We start from the raw sequence: 16,558 nt of genomic DNA, 5'->3' as shown, positions 1-16,558 counted from the left end.
GCCGGCGCACGCAAGACACCGGTGTTCGCGCTCCGCACCGCGGCATGCGGGGGTTCAACGCGCGAACACCGGTGTTTTGCGGATCAGGTCAGGCACGCGCCGCGAGCACGTCGGCCAGGGTTCCGATCGCGAAACGCAGCTCGTCGTCGGTGACGACCAGGGGCGGCGCGAAGCGGATCGTCGACCCGTGGGTGTCCTTCACCAGGAGCCCGCGGTCGGCGAGGTCCTTCGAGATCGCCTTGCCCGTGCCGAGCGCGGGGTCGATGTCGATCCCCGCCCAGAGTCCGGCGACCCGGTGCGAGACGACACCCTTGCCGAGCAGGTCGTCGAGCAGGCCGCGCAACAGCGGTTCGCCGTCGAGTGCCCGCTGCTGGAACGTGCCCTCACCGAGCATCGCCACGACCTCGGCACCGACGGCTGCGGCGAGCGGGTTGCCGCCGAAGGTGGACCCGTGCTCGCCGGGGCGCAGAACGCCCAGGACATCGCGCGAGCCCACCACCGCGGACACCGGCACGATGCCGCCACCGAGGGCCTTGCCGAGCGTGATCAGGTCGGGACGCACCCCGACGCGCTGCACCGCGAGCGTGTGCCCCGTGCGACCGAGGCCGGACTGGATCTCGTCGGCGATGAACAGCGCACCGAACTCGTCGCAGACCGCGCGGACGTCAGGGAGGTACGACTCCGGCGGGATGACCACGCCGCCCTCGCCCTGGATCGGCTCGAGCAGCACGGCGACGACGGTCTCGTCCATCGCCTCGCGCAGGGCCGCAGCGTCGCCGTACGGCACCGTGCGGAAGCCGGGCGTGAACGGCCCGAAGTCGTCGTGGGCCGAGGGGTCGTCCGAGAACGAGATGATCGTCGTGGTGCGCCCGTGGAAGTTCCCGGACGCGACGATGATCGTCGCCCGCTCGGCCGGCACGCCCTTGACCCGGTAGCCCCAGGCGCGGGACACCTTGATCGCGGACTCGACGGCCTCGGCACCGGTGTTCATCGGCAGGACCATCTCGGTCTCCGTCAACGCCGCCAGTGCTGCCGCGAACGGCCCGAGCTGGTCGTTGACGAACGCGCGGCTGGTCAGCGTCACGCGGTCGAGCTGCGCCCGTGCGGCGTCGAGCAGCCGCGGGTTGCCGTGGCCGAAGTTCACCGCCGAGTACGCGGCGAGGCCGTCCAGGTACTGCTTGCCGTCGACATCGGTGACGGTCGCTCCGGCACCCGACGCGATGACGACGGGCAGCGGGCTGTAGTTGTGCGCGAGGGCGCGGTCCTCGACGGCGAGCGCCGCCGCGGTGTTGACCCCGAGCGGCGCTGCCGCCGACATCAGCTGACCCCGAGCGAACGCGCGACCGAGGTGCCGGTGCCGACCGGGTGCAGGTCGAGCGTGCAGCACTTCACGCCGCCACCGCCGAGCAGCAGCTCGGACAGGTCGACGCCGATCGGGTTGTAGCCCTTCTCGCGCAGCTGCTCGGCGAACCGAACAGCCCGGGCGGCGATCACGACGTTGTACCCGTCGGAGTAGGAGTTCAGGCCGAGGATCGCGGCGTCCTCTTCCGTGGCGATGATCGCGTCCGGGAAGCGCTCGCGCAGGATCGCCAGCGACGGCTCGTCGAAGGCGCTCTCCAGGTACGCGATGTTGCTCGTCCCGTCGACGGCGGGCTCGGGGTCGAGCACGGCGATGGCGGTGTCGAGGTGGTAGAAGCTCGGGTTGATGAGTTTGAGCGTGACGACCTCGCGGCCGTAGATCTTCGCGAGCTCGTCGTGCGAGGTGCTGTCCGACCGGAAGCCGGTGCCGGCGAAGATGGTGTCCCCGATGAGCAGGAAGTCGCCCTCGCCCTCGTTGGTCTGCTCCGGCTCGGCGACGGTCAGACCGGCCTGGCGGAACCAGTCCATGTACGCGGGGCCCTCGGGCTGGCGCTCGGGGTACTGGAACTTCGCGCCGTACGCGATGCCGTCGAGGACGAACCCGCCGTTGGCCGCGTAGACCATGTCCGGCAGGCCGTCGATCGGGTCGATGTACGAGATGTCGAAGCCGAGCTGCTCGTAGACGGCGACGAGCGACTCCCACTGCTCGACGGCCTTCGACGTGTCGGTCGGCTCCTCCGGGTGCATCCACGGGTTGATCCGGTAGCTCACGGTGTAGAAGTCCGGCTTGCACATCAGGATCGTGCGCTTGGTGGCGACACGGGCCGGGGTGGCGACGGACTCGGGGGCGGGTGCGGTGTTCGACATCAGTCCTCCTGGAAGGGACCGGGGCCCGAGCCTGCCAGGAACCGAAACGGAACGAGGAGAAGAGCTCCGGTGAGATGCAGGCTCACTCACCGCAGCGGACCAGGTCGACGCCGAGTCGATCCTTCCACAGACTCACCGCAGCGGAACAGTGACACCCAAGCATCGACGCCGAGTCGGTCCTTCCACAGACTCACCGCAGCGGAACAGTGACACTCAAGCATCGACGCCACTCCGATCCTGACACACACCGTCCGGCAAGTGCAGTACCGGGGCTCTGACGGCTTGACACCCGTTCGGGTGACGCACGTTTCGTGCGCGAGACCCACCAGCCTCGCAACAAGTCCGCGTACGATGGGGACAAATGGATACGCTCGACCACCGCATCCTGGATCAGCTCCGGGACAACGCCCGCGCCGGCTACGGCGACATCGGGTCGGTGGTCGGACTCTCGGCCTCGGCCGTCAAGCGCCGTGTCGACCGGCTGGTCGGTGACGGCGTCATCCAGGGCTTCACGATCAAGGTCGACCCCGCCGTCGAGGACCGCGGGACCGAGGCCTGGGTCGAGCTCTACTGCCGCGGCACCGTCTCGCCCGACGAGCTGCGTGCCCTGCTCGACACCGTCCCCGAGGTCATCGACGCCGGCACGGTCACCGGCAGCGCCGACGCCGTCGTGCACATGCGCTCGAAGGACCTGTCCGCGCTCGAGGAGGCGCTCGACAAGGTCCGCCTCGCACCCCAGGTCGACCACACCCGCTCCGCGATCGTGCTCTCCAAGCTCGTCAGTCGAGAGACCGCGTAACGTCCCACGCATGGGACGGAAGACGGTCTGGAGGCGCGGATCACCGCCCACGGGATCGCGTCCGGCCCGGCAGCTGGCCACCGCTGCGAGCCTCGCCTACGTCGCGAACTGCCTGTGGGGCACCGCGGTCGCCGTGCGGCTGATCCGCACGAAGAAGCTCCGCGTCGTGCACCACGGGCTGTTCGTCGTGACCGCGACCCTGACCGGCGTCGCCGCGACGACCCCCGCGTGGACGCGCGACCGGACCGCACTGTTCCTGCTGCCGGCACTCGTGCCCCTGGCGGTCGCTCCACGCACCGACCCGCGCTCCGGAGCACACTGGAAGGTCGCGGTCGCCGCCGCACCGTCCTACCTGGGGGCCGTGCTCGCTCGCAGGCGATCAGAGAGGTGAGCAGTGGAGCTGTTCGAGGCCATCCGACGACGACGCACGACGAACGGGCCGTTCCTGCCCGATCCGGTGTCGGACGAGCACCAGCGGCTGCTCATGGAGCTCGCCGGCCGGGCACCGTCGCAGCTCAACAGCCAGCCGTGGCGCTTCGTGCTGGTCGAGGAGCGCCAGACGATCGACCGCGTCGCCGAGATCAGCGGCAGCTCGATGACCCGCACCATGGCCGAGGGCACGTTCTTCGAGCGGTACAAGCCGTACTTCCGGTTCTCGAAGGCCGAGATGGACGAGCGGCGCGACGGGATGCTGTTCGACAAGCTCCCCGGGCCGCTTCGGCCGTTCACGAAGCAGGTGTTCACGAAGCGCGGGCAGCTGCTCATGAACACGCTCCGGGTGCCGCAGACCCTGGGTGAGGAGAACCGGAAGCTCGTCGCCGGGTCGCCGCTGCTGCTCGGCGTGCTGCTCGACCGCCACGAGTACCGGAAGGAGGAGCTGTCCGGCTTCTACTCGGTGTTCAGCATGGGCGCGGCGATGGAGAACATCTGGCTCGCGACGACCGAGCTCGGCCTGGGGATCCAGTTCGTGTCCTTCCCGATGGAGACCCCCGGCGCGTGGGAGGAGATCGAGGGACTGCTCCGTGTCCCCGAGTCGCTCGAGCTGATGGCCGTCTACCGGATCGGGTACCTGCCCCCGGAACGACGACGCCCGGCCATCGACTGGACCTCGAGCGAGCGGAAGCGACCCTCGCAGTACGTGTTCCGCGGCACCTGCGACACCCCGCAGAGCGGGTGGGACGACGCACCCGTCGCAGCCCACATCGAACCGGAGGCGACCACATCGTGACCGACACCCGACCCACCCACGTGACCCCGGGCCTCCAGGCCGTCGCCCCCGGCCTGCCGGGCCGCCCCTGGATCTCGCAGGACTGGCTCGACGTCGTCTTCGTGCACTGGCGCGTCGACGTGTCGGCGGTGGCCCCGCTGCTGCCGGCCGGCACCCGGCCCGACACGATGGCGCTCGACGGCACCGACGACGGGGTGACCACCTGGGTGGGCCTCATCGCGTTCCGGTTCGAGGACACGCGGTTCCCGCCGTTCTCGACCGGGAGCATCGGCGACTTCGTCGAGCTGAACGTCCGCGTCTACACGGTCGACGAGCAGGGGCAGCGCGGGGTGGTGTTCCTGTCGCTCGACGCCGGCAAGCTCCTGCCGACCATCGGGGCGCGCGTCGCGACCGGACTGCCGTACCGGTGGGCGGTCGCGGAGTCGCGCAGCGGTGACGGCCGCGTGGGCTACGCGATGCGTCGGCACGGCACCCACCTGCGGTCGATGCTCGACGTCCGGATCGGTGAGGCGCTCGACGAGCCGGGGCCCCTCGAGACGTTCCTGACGGCGCGGTGGGGCATGCACGTGCACCGGGCCGGACGGACACGGTTCTGGCCGAACGAGCACGAGTCGTGGCCGTTGCACCGGGCCTCGGTGGTGTCGCTGCGGGACGACCTGGTCGGAGCAGCCGGACTGCCCTTCGGGCTGACCGAGCTCGAGCCGGACTCGGTGCTCTACTCGCCGGGGGTCACGACGCGGTTCGGTCGGGGGCGCTGAGCGGATCGGTGCCCGGCTCCGGTCCCGGTCGCTGACCCTCGACTGCCTCCGCCCCGTCGAGGTCGGGCTCGGCCGTCCTCGACGCGGCTCGCCAGTTCAGCACCGCGACGACGCCAGCGACCGGGATGACCAGGACGCTCCACCCGATCCACAGCGATGCGTGCGCTTCGTCGACGACCGGGACCGTCAACGCCACGACCGCGAACACGGCCGCCACCACCGCGACGGCCGCCGACGCCACCGCACGACCGCGCCGCTCGAACCGCGTCGGGTCGTCGCGTCGCATCGTGTACAGGCCGGTGGCGGCGACCAGGTACCCGATCAGGAGCGTCCGTGCTCCCACCGCGAAGGCGAACACCGACAACGCGACGCCCACCGCGTTCCACACGAGGACCCGTGTGCGATGCAAGCGCCAAGCCTCCGCCCGACTCGGATACCAGTACGCACGCCGCCCGGCGACCGCGAGCACGAACGCACCGGCCAGAACCACGGCGCCGACCGGGATCACGACGGGCAGGGCGGGACGCTGCAACCAGATGCCGATCGCCACGATCGCCATCACCCCGACTGCCAGAGCCGTCGGCGGACCCCACCACTGCTCGGGGACGATCGGCGTCCGGCGGATCCAGCGCGGCTGCGGCTCCGCGTCCGGCTCGGGTTCCACGGGGTCGTCTCGCGTGTCCACACCACCATCATGCTCGGCCACCGCCCTGAGGCACGGGTCGTCGGGGGACAGCGGCTGAGTGGTGCACGGTCGACCGCAGGTACAAGGGAGCCATGACTCGAGTGGCAGTGGTGACCGGTGGATCCGCAGGACTGGGACGGGCGACCGTCCGGGAGCTCGCCGCGCGGGGGTGGGACGTGGCCGTCCTGGCCCGCGGGCAGGAGGGCGTCGACGCCGCCGTCGCCGAGGTCGAGGCTGCCGGGCGCCGCGGGCTGGCCCTGGTCGCCGACGTCTCCGACCGCGATGCCGTCGAGGCCGCGGCCGACCGGGTCGAGCGTGAACTCGGACCGATCGACCTGTGGGTGAACGGCGTGATGGTCGGGGTGTTCGGGAAGTTCCTCGACACCGCCCCGGAGGACTTCGAGCGGGCGCTGCACGTGACCTACCTCGGCTTCGTGAACGGCACCCGGTCGGCACTGTCGCGGATGGTCCCCCGCGGTCGTGGGCACGTGATCCAGGTCGGCTCGGCGCTCGGGTTCCGCGGGATCCCCCTGCAGGCCGCGTACTGCGGTGCGAAGCACGCGATCGTCGGGTTCACCGAGTCCGTCGTCTCCGAGCTGCGCGAACAGGGCAGCAAGGTCAAGGTGTCCCGCGTGGACATGCCGGCGCTCAACACGATCCAGTTCCAGTGGGTGAAGTCGAAGCTGCCGCACCACCCGCAGCCGGTCGCCCCGATCTACCAGCCCGAGGTCGGCGCCCGCGCCATCGCCGCCGTGGCCGAACGACCGCGCAGCCGCACCTGGGTGGGCGAGTCCACGGTCTACACGATCCTCGGCAACCGGATCAGCGGACGCTTCGCCGACTGGTACGCCGCCAAGACCCTGGTCGACGGGCAGCAGGCACCGGACAAAGACGGCCTCGAGATGCGGGACAACCTGTACGAGCCGGTGCCGGGCGACCACGGTGCGCACGGGGTCTTCGACGAGTCCGCCCACGCCTGGTCGCCGCAGACCTGGTGGGTGGAGCACCGCCGGGTCGGCAACGGCATCATCGGGGCCGTGCTCGGTGCCGCCGGGGCCGTCGCACTCGTCGCGGGACGCCGACGATGAGCCGCCGGTCGTCGACCGTGAGCGGGACAGCCGTCGTCGAGCTGGCCCGGGCCGGGCTCGGCCTGTGGCACCTGAGCCGTGCGGCCCGAGGGTCTGACCAGGCCGTGCTGCACGGCGTGCTCGGGGTCCGGCAACTCGCACAGGCCGTCCTCGTCGCGCGGGTGGGTTCCGGCAACGCGCACACCCTGAGTGCCGTCGTGGACGCCCTGCACGGTGCGACGATGGTGCCGCTCGCCGTCGATCCCCGTCGACGCCGGTTCGCGGTCGACCAGCTCTGGATCGCCGCAGTCCTGGCGATCGCCGAGGCAGCGGTCGTCGGCCGCGGCGGTCGGCGCTGAGCCCTGTCGGGGGTGCTCGGTAGCGTCCCCGGCATGAGCACGATCTACTCCGTCGCGTCCTCGCTGGACGGCTTCGTCGCCGCGCCCGACGACGACCTCGACTGGCTGCTGCAGTTCGGCTTCGAACCGTTCCAGGAGCACCACGACCGGTTCTACGCGGGCGTCGGCGCGATCGCGATGGGGTCGACGACGTACGAGTGGCTGCTCGAGCACGACGACACGTGGGCGTACCCGGACCTGGCCACGTGGGTGTTCACCACGCGAGACCTGCCGGTGCCCGACGGTGCCGACGTGCGCTTCGTCTCGGGCGAGGTCGGCGACCACCAGGCAGACCTCGAGCGCGTGGCCGACGGCCGCGACGTCTGGGTCGTCGGTGGCGGACTGCTCGCGGCGCAGTACCAGCAGGCGGGCATCCTCGACGAGCTGCGGGTCACCGTGATGCCGGTCGCGCTCGGCGCCGGAGCGCCCCTGCTGCCGGTCGCCGCACCGACCCCGGTGTTCGAGCTGGTGGGCACCACGCAGTTCGACGGCGGGGCGGTCGAGCTCCACTACCGTTCCGCAGCAACCGCGGCGTAGCGTCCGGAGCATGAGCGACAACGAGCAGACCGAGCCCGTCATGGACGGTGCCACCGATGCCACGAACCACGAGAAGCTGCAGGGCCTGATCGAGCAGGTCGACCACGACCACGCCGGTGAGGGTGCCGGCGCGATGGCGGACCACCTGCGCGACCGCATGGACGAGACCGGCGTCGAGGACGAAGAAGCGGGTGACGCCGAGGACTGATCCTCGGGGCACTTCGTGAGCAGAAGAGGTCGGGTCCCCACACGGGACCCGACCTCTTCTGCTCACCAAGCGGAACGTACGAAGCGGAAGCGCCTAGACGCGCAGCTCGGAGAAGTCGCTGTCGACGTCGCCGAACCGGTGCGCGGTGATCGACACCGACTGCTCACGCAGGTACGGCAGCATCTCGATCACGCCGGCCTCGACCACGGGGGCGTCGTGGATCGCGACGTCGATGCTCGCACCCAGGGCTTCTTCGAGGGCGAGCGGGTCACCGCCGAGCAACCGGATCCGGGCACCGGGACCACCGAACGCCGTGTGGGCCGGCCGCTCCTGCCCCTGTGAGAGCACGGCCTCGAGCGCGTCGACGGGCTGGTCGTCCTGGTCGGTGGACCAGTCCGCCTGGAACACGGCCCCCGAGGACGCGCGGGCGTGGAACTCCTGGTCGGACTCGACCAGGTGGTCGACGACGTCGAGCGGCGACCGGTTCCCCGCCAGCAGCTGCGTGAGCGGGCCGGGCAGCGGCCGAGCCGTGCTGAGCAGGACGTGCGCACGTGCCGAGGTCGCGGCGACGAGCGTCCGGACGAGGTCCACGGTCGAGGCGTCCTCGGCCTGGCGCACGATGACGGACTGGGGTCGGTGGCGCAGCACGTTCCGCTGCACCACGAGCCCGGACAGGTCCCGCGACCGGAAGAGGGTCTCTCGTGCGTGCACGTCACTCAGGGCTCCGGCGCGGACCCGGTCGAACTCCTCGAACGACAGCCCGCTGCGCGCGGCCTCGATCACCGCGGTGACGCGCGGGGGCAGGCCGTGCAGCTGGATGCTCTTGTGCACGGTGCGGGGCGTGGGCAGCCAGCGGCCGAGGGTCGCGACGTACATGGGCCCGCCGGCCTTGGTGCCGGTGCCGACCGAGGAGCCCTTCCAGCCGCCGAACGGCTGGCGTCCCACGACGGCACCGGTGATGCCGCGGTTGACGGACAGGTTGCCGGCTCGGACCCGGGCCAGCCACTCGGACACCTCGTCGACATCGAGCGAGTGGATGCCCGCCGTCAGCCCGAAGTCGGTGCCGTTCTGGATGGCGATGGCCTGCTCGAGGGTCTCGGCGCGCATGATGCCGAGTACCGGGCCGGCGTACTCGGTCTGGTGGAAGTCGCTGCCGGGCCGGACGCCGTCGCGGATGCCCGGCGACCAGAGCCGGCCGGAGTCGTCGACCGCCTCGGGCTGCACGAGCCAGGACTCCCCCGGCCCGAGCTCGGTCAGTCCCTGGCGGAGCCGGCCCTGCGGTTCGGCGACGAGCGGGCCGACCTGCGCCGTGGGGTCGTCGGGCCACGCGACCCGGAGCGTGCGGGTGGCGTCGACGAGCTGCCGCTGGAAGCGCCCGCTCTCCCCCACCGACCCGACCAGGATCACGAGGGACGCCGCCGAGCACTGCTGTCCGGCGTGCCCGAAGGCGGACTGCACGATGTCCTGCACCGCCAGGTCGAGGTCGGCGCTCGGCGTGACGACGATGGCGTTCTTGCCGCTCGTCCCGGCGGTGAGCGGCAGGCCCGCGCGCCACCAGCGGAACGAGCGGGCGGTGTCGGACGAGCCGGTCAGGATGATGCGGTCGACCGTGGGGTGGCCGATGAGGTCGCGGCCGAGTTCGTCCTCGGCCAGGTCGACGAGCTGCAGCAGCGAGTGCGGCACCCCGGCGTCCCAGAGCACGTCGGCGAGCACGGCACCGGAGCGCTTCGCCTCGGGCGCGGGCTTGAGCACGACACCGCTGCCCGCGGCGAGCGCCGCCAGCACGCCGCCGGCGGGGATCGCGACGGGGGAGCTCCACGGCGGCACGACGACGGTCAGCCGCGGCGGCACGTACTGCGCGCCCTCGACGTCACCGAGGCGGCGGGCGCTCTCGGCGTAGTAGTGGGCGGCGTCGACGGCCTCGGTCACCTCGGCGTCGGCCTCGGCGAAGGTCATGCCGGTCTCGGCGGCCATCACCTCGATCAGGTCGGCGCGGCGGGTGTCGAGTTCGTGCCCGATGAGGTCGAGGAGCTCGGCACGGTCGGACGGGTCCTGCCGCCCCCAGTTCACGCCGGCCTGGGCGGTGCGCGCCATGATCCGCTCGAGCTTGGAGCGGTCGGCGACCTTCGCACCGCGGATCGTCTGCGCGCCGAGCTGCGAGCGCGGCACCCGACGCAGGACGTCGAGCGCCCAGGCCCGGTTCGCGGCGATGGACGGGTCGGTGTCGGGGGCGTTGCGGAACGCGTCGCGCAGGACGGGTTCGCCGAGGGCACGGTGGCGGTCCTGCGTGCGGTGGGTGGCAGGGACGGGCTCGTCGAGTGCGGCGACGGACGCCAGGAACCGGCTGTGCTCCCGCTCGAAGACGCTGGCGTCGTGGTCGATGTCGGACGCGGCGGCGATGAAGTTCTCGGGGCTCGCGCTCTCCTGCAGGCGACGAGCCAGGTACGCGATGGCCGAGTCGAACTCGTCCGGCTGCACGACGGGTGTGTAGAGCAGGATCTGCCCGACGTCGGCCCGGACGGCCTGGGCGTGGGTGGACGCCATGCCGAGCAGCATCTCGACGTCGACGGCGTCGGTGACCCCGCGGCGCTGCGCGAGCACCCACGCGGTGGCGAGGTCGAACAGGTTGTGCCCGGCGACCCCGATCCGCACGGCGTCGGTGCGCTCCGGCGTCAGTGCGGCGTCGAGCAGCCGCAGGTAGGCGGTGTCGGTCTCGCGCTTGCTGCCCCAGGTGGCGAGGGGCCACCCGTGCAGGATCGCGTCGACGTGCTCCATGGCGAGGTTCGCGCCCTTGACGAGCCGCACCGTGATCGGGGCGCCGCCGCGCGCCCGGCGTTCCTGTGCCCACTCGGTCAGCGCGTCGAGTGCTCCCGCGGCGTCGGGCAGGTAGGCCTGCAGCACGATGCCGGCCTGCAGGTCGGCGAACTCGTCACGGTCGAGCAGCGTCCGGAACACGGCGAGGGTGACGTCGAGGTCGCGGTGGTCCTCGATGTCGAGGTTGATGAACTTGGCCGGGCGTCCGGAGGCCGTCGGCGCCGCGGCCAGGCGGTAGAGCGGGACGAGGCGGTCGACGACGCGCTCGACCGTCTGGTCGAAGGCCCACGGCGAGGTCTGCGGCACGACGGCGCTCACCTTGATCGACACGTGGTCGACGTCGTCGCGGGCGAGCAGGTCCATGGTGCCCTGCAGGCGTCGGTCGCTCTCGGCGCTGCCGAGGACGGCTTCGCCGAGCAGGTTCACGTTCAGTCGCGTCCCCGGACCGCGGACCTTGGCGAGGGCCGGGCCGAGCTTGCTCGTGCTCGCGTCGATGACCAGGTGCCCGGTCATCCGGCGCAGGATCCGGCGCGCGGTCGGGATCACGGCCCACGGCGCCATGGTGGCGAACCCGCCGCCGAGCGTCACCGCCCCGCGCAGGTACCAGGCGAGGAAGTCGGGGACGTCGCGGCTCAGCTGCTCGAGGTTCCGTGCCGCCACCCGGGGGTCTTCGGGGCGGATGACCTTGTCCACGAACCCCCGCGTGAAGTCGAGACCCTGCTCGTCGCGCAGGACCTCGGCCAGACGGACCGCACCCGGGTCGGGCTTCACCCCGGCGGACGCCGCCAGCCACCGGCGCACGAGCGCGACGGCGTCATCGGTGGTGTCCTGGAGGCGAGCGCTCGGCATCCCCCGATCGTATGCCGCACGTCCGACGCGACCTCGGAGCACGCCGTACGTCGGCCAGGAGTCATCCGAGCGGATGAAAGGGCTCGCGGCGCGGTCCGATCGTCCGCCCGGTGGATACGCTGGTCGGCATGTCGACGGAGGGCAACGGTGGCCACGACTGGGCCACCTGGGACGCGTACCACGACGCCTGGCGACGACTCGACCGGGCGCTCGACCGGGCCGTCCAGGCGGGCGCCGGCATCTCCGTCCCCGAGTTCGAGATCCTGATCGGCCTGCACCGCGACCCCGACCACCGTCTGCGCGTCCGGGACATCGCCGCGGGGATCGGGTGGGAGAAGTCGCGCGTCAGCCACCAGGTCACGCGGATGGTCTCCCGCGGCCTGGTCGAGCGGGCGGACTGCCCGAGCGACGCCCGCGGCAGCTGGGTGGTGATGACCGCGGACGGCCGTCGCGCGGTGCTCGCCGGCATCCGCGCACACACCGGTGCGCTCGAGGACCTGTTCTGGAGGCCCGTGGGGACCGACGCCGAGACGCTGCGGTCCGTCAGTGCGCGCGTCCAGGACGCCATCGGCCCCGACGACGCCTCGGACGAGGCCGACGTCGGCTAGAGCGTGACGACGGCGAGCGCGCCGCGCTCACCGCGCAGCCGGACCTGCACGCTCTTGATCTCGTCCCGCGGGATGTCCGTCGACGCCGACAGTCCGCGCGCATCGGCACCGGCAGCCGTCCACGAGCCCACGGTCTGCGTCGTGCCGTCGGTCCGGACGACGACGAGGTCGTAGAGGATCGACCCGTCCGGCGACCACTCCTTGCCGCCGTACGAGCAGCCCCAGTCGAAGCGGGTGCCCCACTGCTCGCCGCTGATGGCGAGCTGGACGTCGAGTCCCTGCACGCCGGTCATGTCGTAGCGGTCGGCGGTGGCAGCCGCCGTCGGAGCGGCACCGGCCTGCACCGTGGTGCGCTCCCCCGCGGCGCCGACCGCGAGCCCGCCCAGGACGGCGGCGACCACCGCGAGCCCCGCGGTTGCGGCGACCCAGACCCGGCGACGGCGGCGACGGTGTCGGACGCGGTGTGCAACGGAGGCGAGGTCGCTCTCGGAACGGGTGTCGGGCCTCCCGTCCGGCTCTGCGATCTCGATCGCCTGGTCAGCGGGCAGCTTGCCCAGCAGCCCCGGCAGACCGACCAGCTCCGCGACGGCGGCCGCACAGCGGTCGCACGTCTCGAGGTGCCGTTCGTACTCCAGACGTTCGCCGGCCGGGAGCGACCCCAGGACGTACGCCGCATCCCACTCCGCGTACTTGTCGTCGCTCATCGGGTCACTCCTCGTTCCTGCAGTGCGAGCCGCAGGGCTCGCAGCCCGTAGTGCAGCCGCGACTTGGCGGTGCCCTCCGGGATGTCGTGTCGTCGTGCGATCTCCGGCACCGTGTGCCCGAGCCAGTACGCGTCCACCACCACGCGACGGTGGTCCGGGCTCAGCGACGCGAGTGCGTCGGCGACCACGATCCGGTCCAGCACGGCGTCCGTGCTGTCCGACTCGATCCGTTCGACCTGGTGCTCGGTGCCGTGCTCACGGCGGTTGCGGGCCGACCGTGCGTCGTCGACCACCAGGTTGCGCGCCACCGTGAAGAGCCACGCCCGTGCGCTGTCAGGTGCCCGTTCGAGCACGGCCGGGCGCTGCCAGGCGCGGACCATCGTCTCCTGCACGACGTCCTCGACCGTCGAGCCGTCCCGCGTGAGGTGCCGGACGTACCGCGTGAGCGCGTCACCGTGCTCGCGGTACAGCGTCGCGAGCAGCTCGTCCGCGGAACGACTCGTCACGGTCACTTCCCGAGGTCGAGGGAGAACTCGACGGAGCCCTTCCCGTCCACGGTGACGAAGCCGAGCGACGGGGCCTTCACGCCGTAGTCGGCGAAGGTGATCGGCACGGTGCCGGCGACCTGGACGGTCCCGCCCTTGCCGACCGCGACCTGGGCGTCGGCCGTGACCGGCTTCTCGACGCCGTGCAGGTCCATCGTGCCGGTCAGGGTGACGTCCTGCGTGGAGCCGTCGAGCGCCTTCGTGACGTCGACGGGCTTCGTCAGCTCGAACGTCGCCGTCGGGTACTTGTCGGTCTGCAGCGCGGTGGAGCGGAAGTACTCGTCGCGAGCGGCTTCGGGGGTGCTGATCTTGCCGACCTGGACGGTGACGGTCGCCTTGGTGAGGGAGCCGCCGTCGACGACGGCGGTGCCCTTGACGTCCTTCGTGCGACCGACCACGTTCACATCATTCCCCTGCAGGACCTCGTGCACCCGGTACCCGGCGTACGAGCTGCTCTTGCTGGTCCAGGTGCCGTCGGCGTCCTTCGCGTCGAGGGTGCCGGACGAGGACGCCGACAGCGAGGGTGCTGCGGCGGCCTGGCCGTTGACGGTGTTCGCGTAGATGACCGGGCCGGCGATGACGGCTGCTGCCGCCACGACGACGACGCCGGCGGAGATCCCGATGATGACCTTGGTGCGTTTGCGGAGTGCCATACCCAGACGACGAGGCAGCCGGGCGGATCGTTCAAACGGGTTTTCAGTCGGAGGTGCGGGCGCGGTCCTGGTCGGCGCGGTCCTGGTCGGATCGGTCGTCGTCCGCCGCTGTGTCGTCCGCGGTCACGGCGTCGGCGGGGGTCTCCCCGCGCATCCGGACGAGGCTCGCCAACGTCGACACCGCCATCGCGGCGACGATCACCAGCAGGGACACCCACGTGTTGATCTCCGGCGCCCACTCGATGTGGTGGCCGCCGTTCAGGAACGGCAGCTCGTTGTCGTGCAGCGCGTGCAGGACGAGCTTCACGCCGATGAAGGCCAGGATCACGGCGATGCCGTACTTCAGGTAGACCAGGCGCTCGAGCAGTCCGCCCAACAGGAAGTAGAGCTGGCGCAGACCCATCAGCGCGAAGACGTTCGCGGTGAACACGATGAAGGGGCTCTCGGTGATGCCGAAGATCGCCGGGATCGAGTCGAGCGCGAACAGCAGGTCCGTGGTGCCGATCGCGATGAGCACGATGAGCAGCGGCGTGAAGTGCCGGACACCGTCGTGGTGGGTGCGGAACTTCATGCCGTCGTACGTGTCGGTGAGACGGACCCGGCGGCGGAGCAGCCGGACGATGAAGGTGTCCTTCTGGTCGTCCTCGTCCTCGCCGCGGAGCTGCTGGATCGCCGTCCAGATCAGCCAGGCGCCGAAGATGTAGAAGATCCACGAGAAGTTCTCGATGAGCTGCGCGCCGACCAGGATGAAGATGCCGCGGAGCACGAGCGCGATGATGATGCCGAGCAGCAGCACCTCCTGCTGGATCTTCTTCGGCACCGAGAAGCGCGCCATGATGATGACGAACACGAACAGGTTGTCGATGCTCAGGCTGTACTCGGTGAGCCAGCCCGCCAGGAACTGCCCGGCGGAGTCGCCACCGGCGAAGACCAGCATGAGCACCGCGAAGACCAGTGCCAGCCCGACGTAGATGCCCACCCAGATGCCGGATTCGCGCAGCGTCGGCACGTGCGGGCGGCGCGCGACGATGAGCAGGTCGGCGAGCAGGATCGCGACCAGGGCGATCATCGAGCCGACTTCGAACACGACGGGGAGCTCGGGCATGCGGAGCCTTCCTTGCTGGTGGTGGGGCGGGCAGCTTCGTGAGCGACCCGCACCAGTCTCCGGCATGATCCGGGCGGTGGCGAACCCGGGGGCTGCGTGCGGCGGACAGACCCGTTTCGCTCGGTGCCCGTCGCGCCGTCCGGACGCGCCGTAGCCTGGGCGCGTGGCGACTCCGCGAGCGATCTGCTTCGACCTGGACGGGACGCTGTTCGACCACCACGGGTCCGCTCGGGTGGGCGTGACCCGGTTCCTGCAGGGCTTCGGCGTCGAGGTCACCGAGGCAGCGATCGGCGCCTGGTTCACGGCCGAGGACGAGCAGTTCGAGCGCTGGCGGTCCGGGGCGATCAGCTTCCGGGAACAGCGACGCGCACGACTCCGCACGGTCCTGCCGCAACTGGGCGTCCGGGTGCCCGGCGACGGACCCGGCCTAGACGCGGTGTTCGACGACTACCTGCGTGCGTACCGGGAGGCCTGGCGGCTCTTCCCCCAGAGCCTGCCGCTGCTGCACGAGCTGCGCGCAAACGGACACCGCCTCGGTCTCTTGACGAACGGCACGGAGAGCCAGCAGCTCGACAAGCTCGCTCGGACCGGCCTGGCCGACGCGTTCGACGTCGTCTGCGTCTCGGAACGCATCGGGTTCCAGAAGCCGGACGTCCGCGCGTTCCACACCCTTGCGGGGCAGCTCGGCCTCGACCCGACGGACTGTCTCTTCGTCGGTGACGACCCCGAGCGTGATGTGGCCGGTGCCCGGGCAGCCGGGATGCGGGCGGTGCTGGTCGACCACGCGCAGCCGGAGACCCCTGGTCTCCGCGCACTCGTACTGTCAGCGCGCTGACGTCACCGCGTCCGCGACGGCCCGGGCGACCTCGGTGGCGGGGACCTCGGTCGCGTCGATGACCTCTGCCTCGGCGTGCAGCCAGCCGCGAGCCGCCTCGGCGTAGGCGTCGACGTACGCGAACCGGAACGTGGACGGCCCCACGATCGGGTCGTTCTGGATCCGGTCGCGGAGCGTCGACTCGTCCACGTGCAGCACGAAGTGCCGGACCGGGATCCCGTGGTCCGCGAGCCCCGCGGCGATCTCACGCCAGTACGCCTCGACCAGCACCGTCATCGGCATGATGAGCGGCCCGCCCACGTAATCGTGCACCCGGCGAGCGGTCTCGACCACGAGCGGTCGCCACGGGTCCCAGTGCTGGAAGTTGTCGCTCTCCGGCAGCCCCGGCGTCACGTCCATCAGCACCTCGCCGACCTTCTCGGCATCGAGGATCCGCGAGCCGGGCAGCAGCGGCTGGAGCAGTCGGCTCGTCGTGGTCTTGCCCGCCCCGTGGGTTCCGTTCAACCAGACGATCACACCAGGACCCTAGCCGCCGACCA

The 16,558-nt window shown here is 71.3% G+C and carries 19 protein-coding genes; 10 read left to right on the top strand and 9 right to left on the bottom strand.

Annotated features, from left to right (window positions below):
* Positions 1-88 precede the first annotated feature (88 nt).
* Both rocD and ddaH read right to left on the bottom strand, forming a co-directional pair.
* Positions 89-1,318 (bottom strand): ornithine--oxo-acid transaminase, encoded by a 1,230-nt coding sequence (gene rocD / locus DEJ21_RS01725; protein WP_111223506.1) that lies wholly within the window; start codon positions 1,316-1,318, stop codon positions 89-91.
* Positions 1,318-2,226, bottom strand: a complete 909-nt coding sequence (ddaH, locus tag DEJ21_RS01720) for a dimethylargininase (protein ID WP_071245287.1) — start codon at positions 2,224-2,226, stop codon at positions 1,318-1,320. Before ddaH ends, rocD begins: the two co-directional genes overlap by 1 nt.
* A gap of 361 nt (positions 2,227-2,587) precedes the next feature.
* Between ddaH and DEJ21_RS01715 the strand changes: the two genes are divergently transcribed.
* Genes DEJ21_RS01715 through DEJ21_RS01700 form a run of 4 tightly spaced genes read left to right on the top strand, consistent with a single transcriptional unit; the run spans position 2,588 to position 5,011 of the window.
* Positions 2,588-3,025 carry an Lrp/AsnC family transcriptional regulator gene (locus DEJ21_RS01715; protein WP_017887694.1) on the top strand — a complete coding sequence of 146 codons (438 nt, stop codon included), beginning with the start codon at positions 2,588-2,590 and terminating at the stop codon, positions 3,023-3,025.
* A 10-nt stretch (positions 3,026-3,035) separates the two neighbouring features.
* Positions 3,036-3,416: a hypothetical protein gene (locus tag DEJ21_RS01710; RefSeq protein ID WP_111223505.1), complete on the top strand. Its 381-nt coding sequence runs from the start codon at positions 3,036-3,038 to the stop codon at positions 3,414-3,416.
* A gap of 3 nt (positions 3,417-3,419) precedes the next feature.
* On the top strand, positions 3,420-4,253 hold the full coding sequence (locus DEJ21_RS01705) for a nitroreductase family protein (RefSeq protein WP_111223504.1): 834 nt from the start codon (positions 3,420-3,422) through the stop codon (positions 4,251-4,253).
* Positions 4,250-5,011 carry a YqjF family protein gene (locus DEJ21_RS01700; RefSeq protein WP_258367223.1) on the top strand — a complete coding sequence of 254 codons (762 nt, stop codon included), beginning with the start codon at positions 4,250-4,252 and terminating at the stop codon, positions 5,009-5,011. Before DEJ21_RS01705 ends, DEJ21_RS01700 begins: the two co-directional genes overlap by 4 nt.
* Here DEJ21_RS01700 and DEJ21_RS01695 read toward each other — a convergent pair.
* A complete protein-coding gene (locus tag DEJ21_RS01695) occupies positions 4,983-5,696 on the bottom strand; it encodes a hypothetical protein (protein ID WP_111223503.1) in 714 nt (237 codons plus the stop codon). The two genes, DEJ21_RS01700 and DEJ21_RS01695, sit on opposite strands and share 29 nt — an antisense overlap.
* A gap of 92 nt (positions 5,697-5,788) precedes the next feature.
* On the opposite strand from DEJ21_RS01695, the gene DEJ21_RS01690 reads away from it, so the two are divergent.
* The 4 genes from DEJ21_RS01690 to DEJ21_RS01675 are packed head-to-tail and all read left to right on the top strand — an operon-like array spanning position 5,789 to position 7,906.
* A complete protein-coding gene (locus DEJ21_RS01690; RefSeq protein ID WP_071249863.1) occupies positions 5,789-6,784 on the top strand; it encodes an SDR family oxidoreductase in 996 nt (331 codons plus the stop codon).
* Between the two features lie 17 nt (positions 6,785-6,801).
* Positions 6,802-7,122, top strand: coding sequence for a hypothetical protein (locus DEJ21_RS01685; protein ID WP_146243388.1), 321 nt, complete (start codon positions 6,802-6,804; stop codon positions 7,120-7,122).
* Positions 7,123-7,155: 33 nt separating this feature from the next.
* Positions 7,156-7,698, top strand: coding sequence for a dihydrofolate reductase family protein (locus DEJ21_RS01680; protein ID WP_111022379.1), 543 nt, complete (start codon positions 7,156-7,158; stop codon positions 7,696-7,698).
* Between the two features lie 10 nt (positions 7,699-7,708).
* Positions 7,709-7,906, top strand: a complete 198-nt coding sequence (locus DEJ21_RS01675; RefSeq protein ID WP_071404495.1) for a hypothetical protein — start codon at positions 7,709-7,711, stop codon at positions 7,904-7,906.
* A gap of 93 nt (positions 7,907-7,999) precedes the next feature.
* On the opposite strand, the gene DEJ21_RS01670 is transcribed toward DEJ21_RS01675, so the two are convergent.
* A complete protein-coding gene (locus tag DEJ21_RS01670) occupies positions 8,000-11,569 on the bottom strand; it encodes a bifunctional proline dehydrogenase/L-glutamate gamma-semialdehyde dehydrogenase (protein WP_111223502.1) in 3,570 nt (1,189 codons plus the stop codon).
* A 128-nt stretch (positions 11,570-11,697) separates the two neighbouring features.
* Between DEJ21_RS01670 and DEJ21_RS01665 the strand changes: the two genes are divergently transcribed.
* The gene (locus DEJ21_RS01665) at positions 11,698-12,177 is read left to right on the top strand and encodes a MarR family winged helix-turn-helix transcriptional regulator (protein ID WP_071404493.1); all 480 of its coding nucleotides are present in this window, start codon (positions 11,698-11,700) and stop codon (positions 12,175-12,177) included.
* On the opposite strand, the gene DEJ21_RS01660 is transcribed toward DEJ21_RS01665, so the two are convergent.
* The 4 genes from DEJ21_RS01660 to DEJ21_RS01645 are packed head-to-tail and all read right to left on the bottom strand — an operon-like array spanning position 12,174 to position 15,184.
* Positions 12,174-12,881, bottom strand: a complete 708-nt coding sequence (locus DEJ21_RS01660) for a zf-HC2 domain-containing protein (RefSeq protein WP_071404492.1) — start codon at positions 12,879-12,881, stop codon at positions 12,174-12,176. The two genes, DEJ21_RS01665 and DEJ21_RS01660, sit on opposite strands and share 4 nt — an antisense overlap.
* The gene (locus DEJ21_RS01655; RefSeq protein ID WP_071404491.1) at positions 12,878-13,393 is read right to left on the bottom strand and encodes a sigma-70 family RNA polymerase sigma factor; all 516 of its coding nucleotides are present in this window, start codon (positions 13,391-13,393) and stop codon (positions 12,878-12,880) included. The genes DEJ21_RS01660 and DEJ21_RS01655 overlap by 4 nt, the downstream gene beginning before the upstream one ends.
* Entirely contained in the window at positions 13,390-14,079 is a 690-nt protein-coding gene (locus DEJ21_RS01650) for a YceI family protein (protein WP_111057259.1), read from the bottom strand. Before DEJ21_RS01650 ends, DEJ21_RS01655 begins: the two co-directional genes overlap by 4 nt.
* A 43-nt stretch (positions 14,080-14,122) precedes the next feature.
* Complete coding sequence (locus tag DEJ21_RS01645; protein ID WP_110863587.1) at positions 14,123-15,184, bottom strand: TerC family protein; 1,062 nt, start codon at positions 15,182-15,184, stop codon at positions 14,123-14,125.
* Between the two features lie 163 nt (positions 15,185-15,347).
* Between DEJ21_RS01645 and DEJ21_RS01640 the strand changes: the two genes are divergently transcribed.
* Entirely contained in the window at positions 15,348-16,019 is a 672-nt protein-coding gene (locus DEJ21_RS01640; protein ID WP_111223501.1) for an HAD family hydrolase, read from the top strand.
* Here the strand turns inward: DEJ21_RS01640 and DEJ21_RS01635 are convergent.
* On the bottom strand, positions 16,008-16,535 hold the full coding sequence (locus DEJ21_RS01635; RefSeq protein WP_111028743.1) for an AAA family ATPase: 528 nt from the start codon (positions 16,533-16,535) through the stop codon (positions 16,008-16,010). The genes DEJ21_RS01640 and DEJ21_RS01635 overlap by 12 nt on opposite strands.
* Between the last annotated feature and the right edge of the window lie 23 nt (positions 16,536-16,558).

The sequence above is a fragment of the Curtobacterium sp. MCSS17_006 genome (genome assembly GCF_003234215.1).
GTDB classification, from domain to species: domain Bacteria; phylum Actinomycetota; class Actinomycetes; order Actinomycetales; family Microbacteriaceae; genus Curtobacterium; species Curtobacterium flaccumfaciens.
The sequence above is the reverse complement of the archived record's forward strand: the minus strand, read 5'-3'. Positions and strand labels throughout refer to the sequence as shown.

What these genes read in the sequence shown, in the direction of transcription:
- DEJ21_RS01710 (WP_111223505.1), top strand. Translation starts at nt 3,036, where the DNA reads ATGGGACGGAAGACGGTCTGGAGGCGCGGATCACCGCCCACGGGATCG.
- DEJ21_RS01650 (WP_111057259.1), bottom strand. Translation starts at nt 14,079, where the DNA reads ATGGCACTCCGCAAACGCACCAAGGTCATCATCGGGATCTCCGCCGGC.
- ddaH (WP_071245287.1), bottom strand. Translation starts at nt 2,226, where the DNA reads ATGTCGAACACCGCACCCGCCCCCGAGTCCGTCGCCACCCCGGCCCGT.
- DEJ21_RS01680 (WP_111022379.1), top strand. Translation starts at nt 7,156, where the DNA reads ATGAGCACGATCTACTCCGTCGCGTCCTCGCTGGACGGCTTCGTCGCC.
- DEJ21_RS01645 (WP_110863587.1), bottom strand. Translation starts at nt 15,184, where the DNA reads ATGCCCGAGCTCCCCGTCGTGTTCGAAGTCGGCTCGATGATCGCCCTG.
- DEJ21_RS01690 (WP_071249863.1), top strand. Translation starts at nt 5,789, where the DNA reads ATGACTCGAGTGGCAGTGGTGACCGGTGGATCCGCAGGACTGGGACGG.
- DEJ21_RS01670 (WP_111223502.1), bottom strand. Translation starts at nt 11,569, where the DNA reads ATGCCGAGCGCTCGCCTCCAGGACACCACCGATGACGCCGTCGCGCTC.
- DEJ21_RS01660 (WP_071404492.1), bottom strand. Translation starts at nt 12,881, where the DNA reads ATGAGCGACGACAAGTACGCGGAGTGGGATGCGGCGTACGTCCTGGGG.
- DEJ21_RS01675 (WP_071404495.1), top strand. Translation starts at nt 7,709, where the DNA reads ATGAGCGACAACGAGCAGACCGAGCCCGTCATGGACGGTGCCACCGAT.
- DEJ21_RS01665 (WP_071404493.1), top strand. Translation starts at nt 11,698, where the DNA reads ATGTCGACGGAGGGCAACGGTGGCCACGACTGGGCCACCTGGGACGCG.
- rocD (WP_111223506.1), bottom strand. Translation starts at nt 1,318, where the DNA reads ATGTCGGCGGCAGCGCCGCTCGGGGTCAACACCGCGGCGGCGCTCGCC.
- DEJ21_RS01715 (WP_017887694.1), top strand. Translation starts at nt 2,588, where the DNA reads ATGGATACGCTCGACCACCGCATCCTGGATCAGCTCCGGGACAACGCC.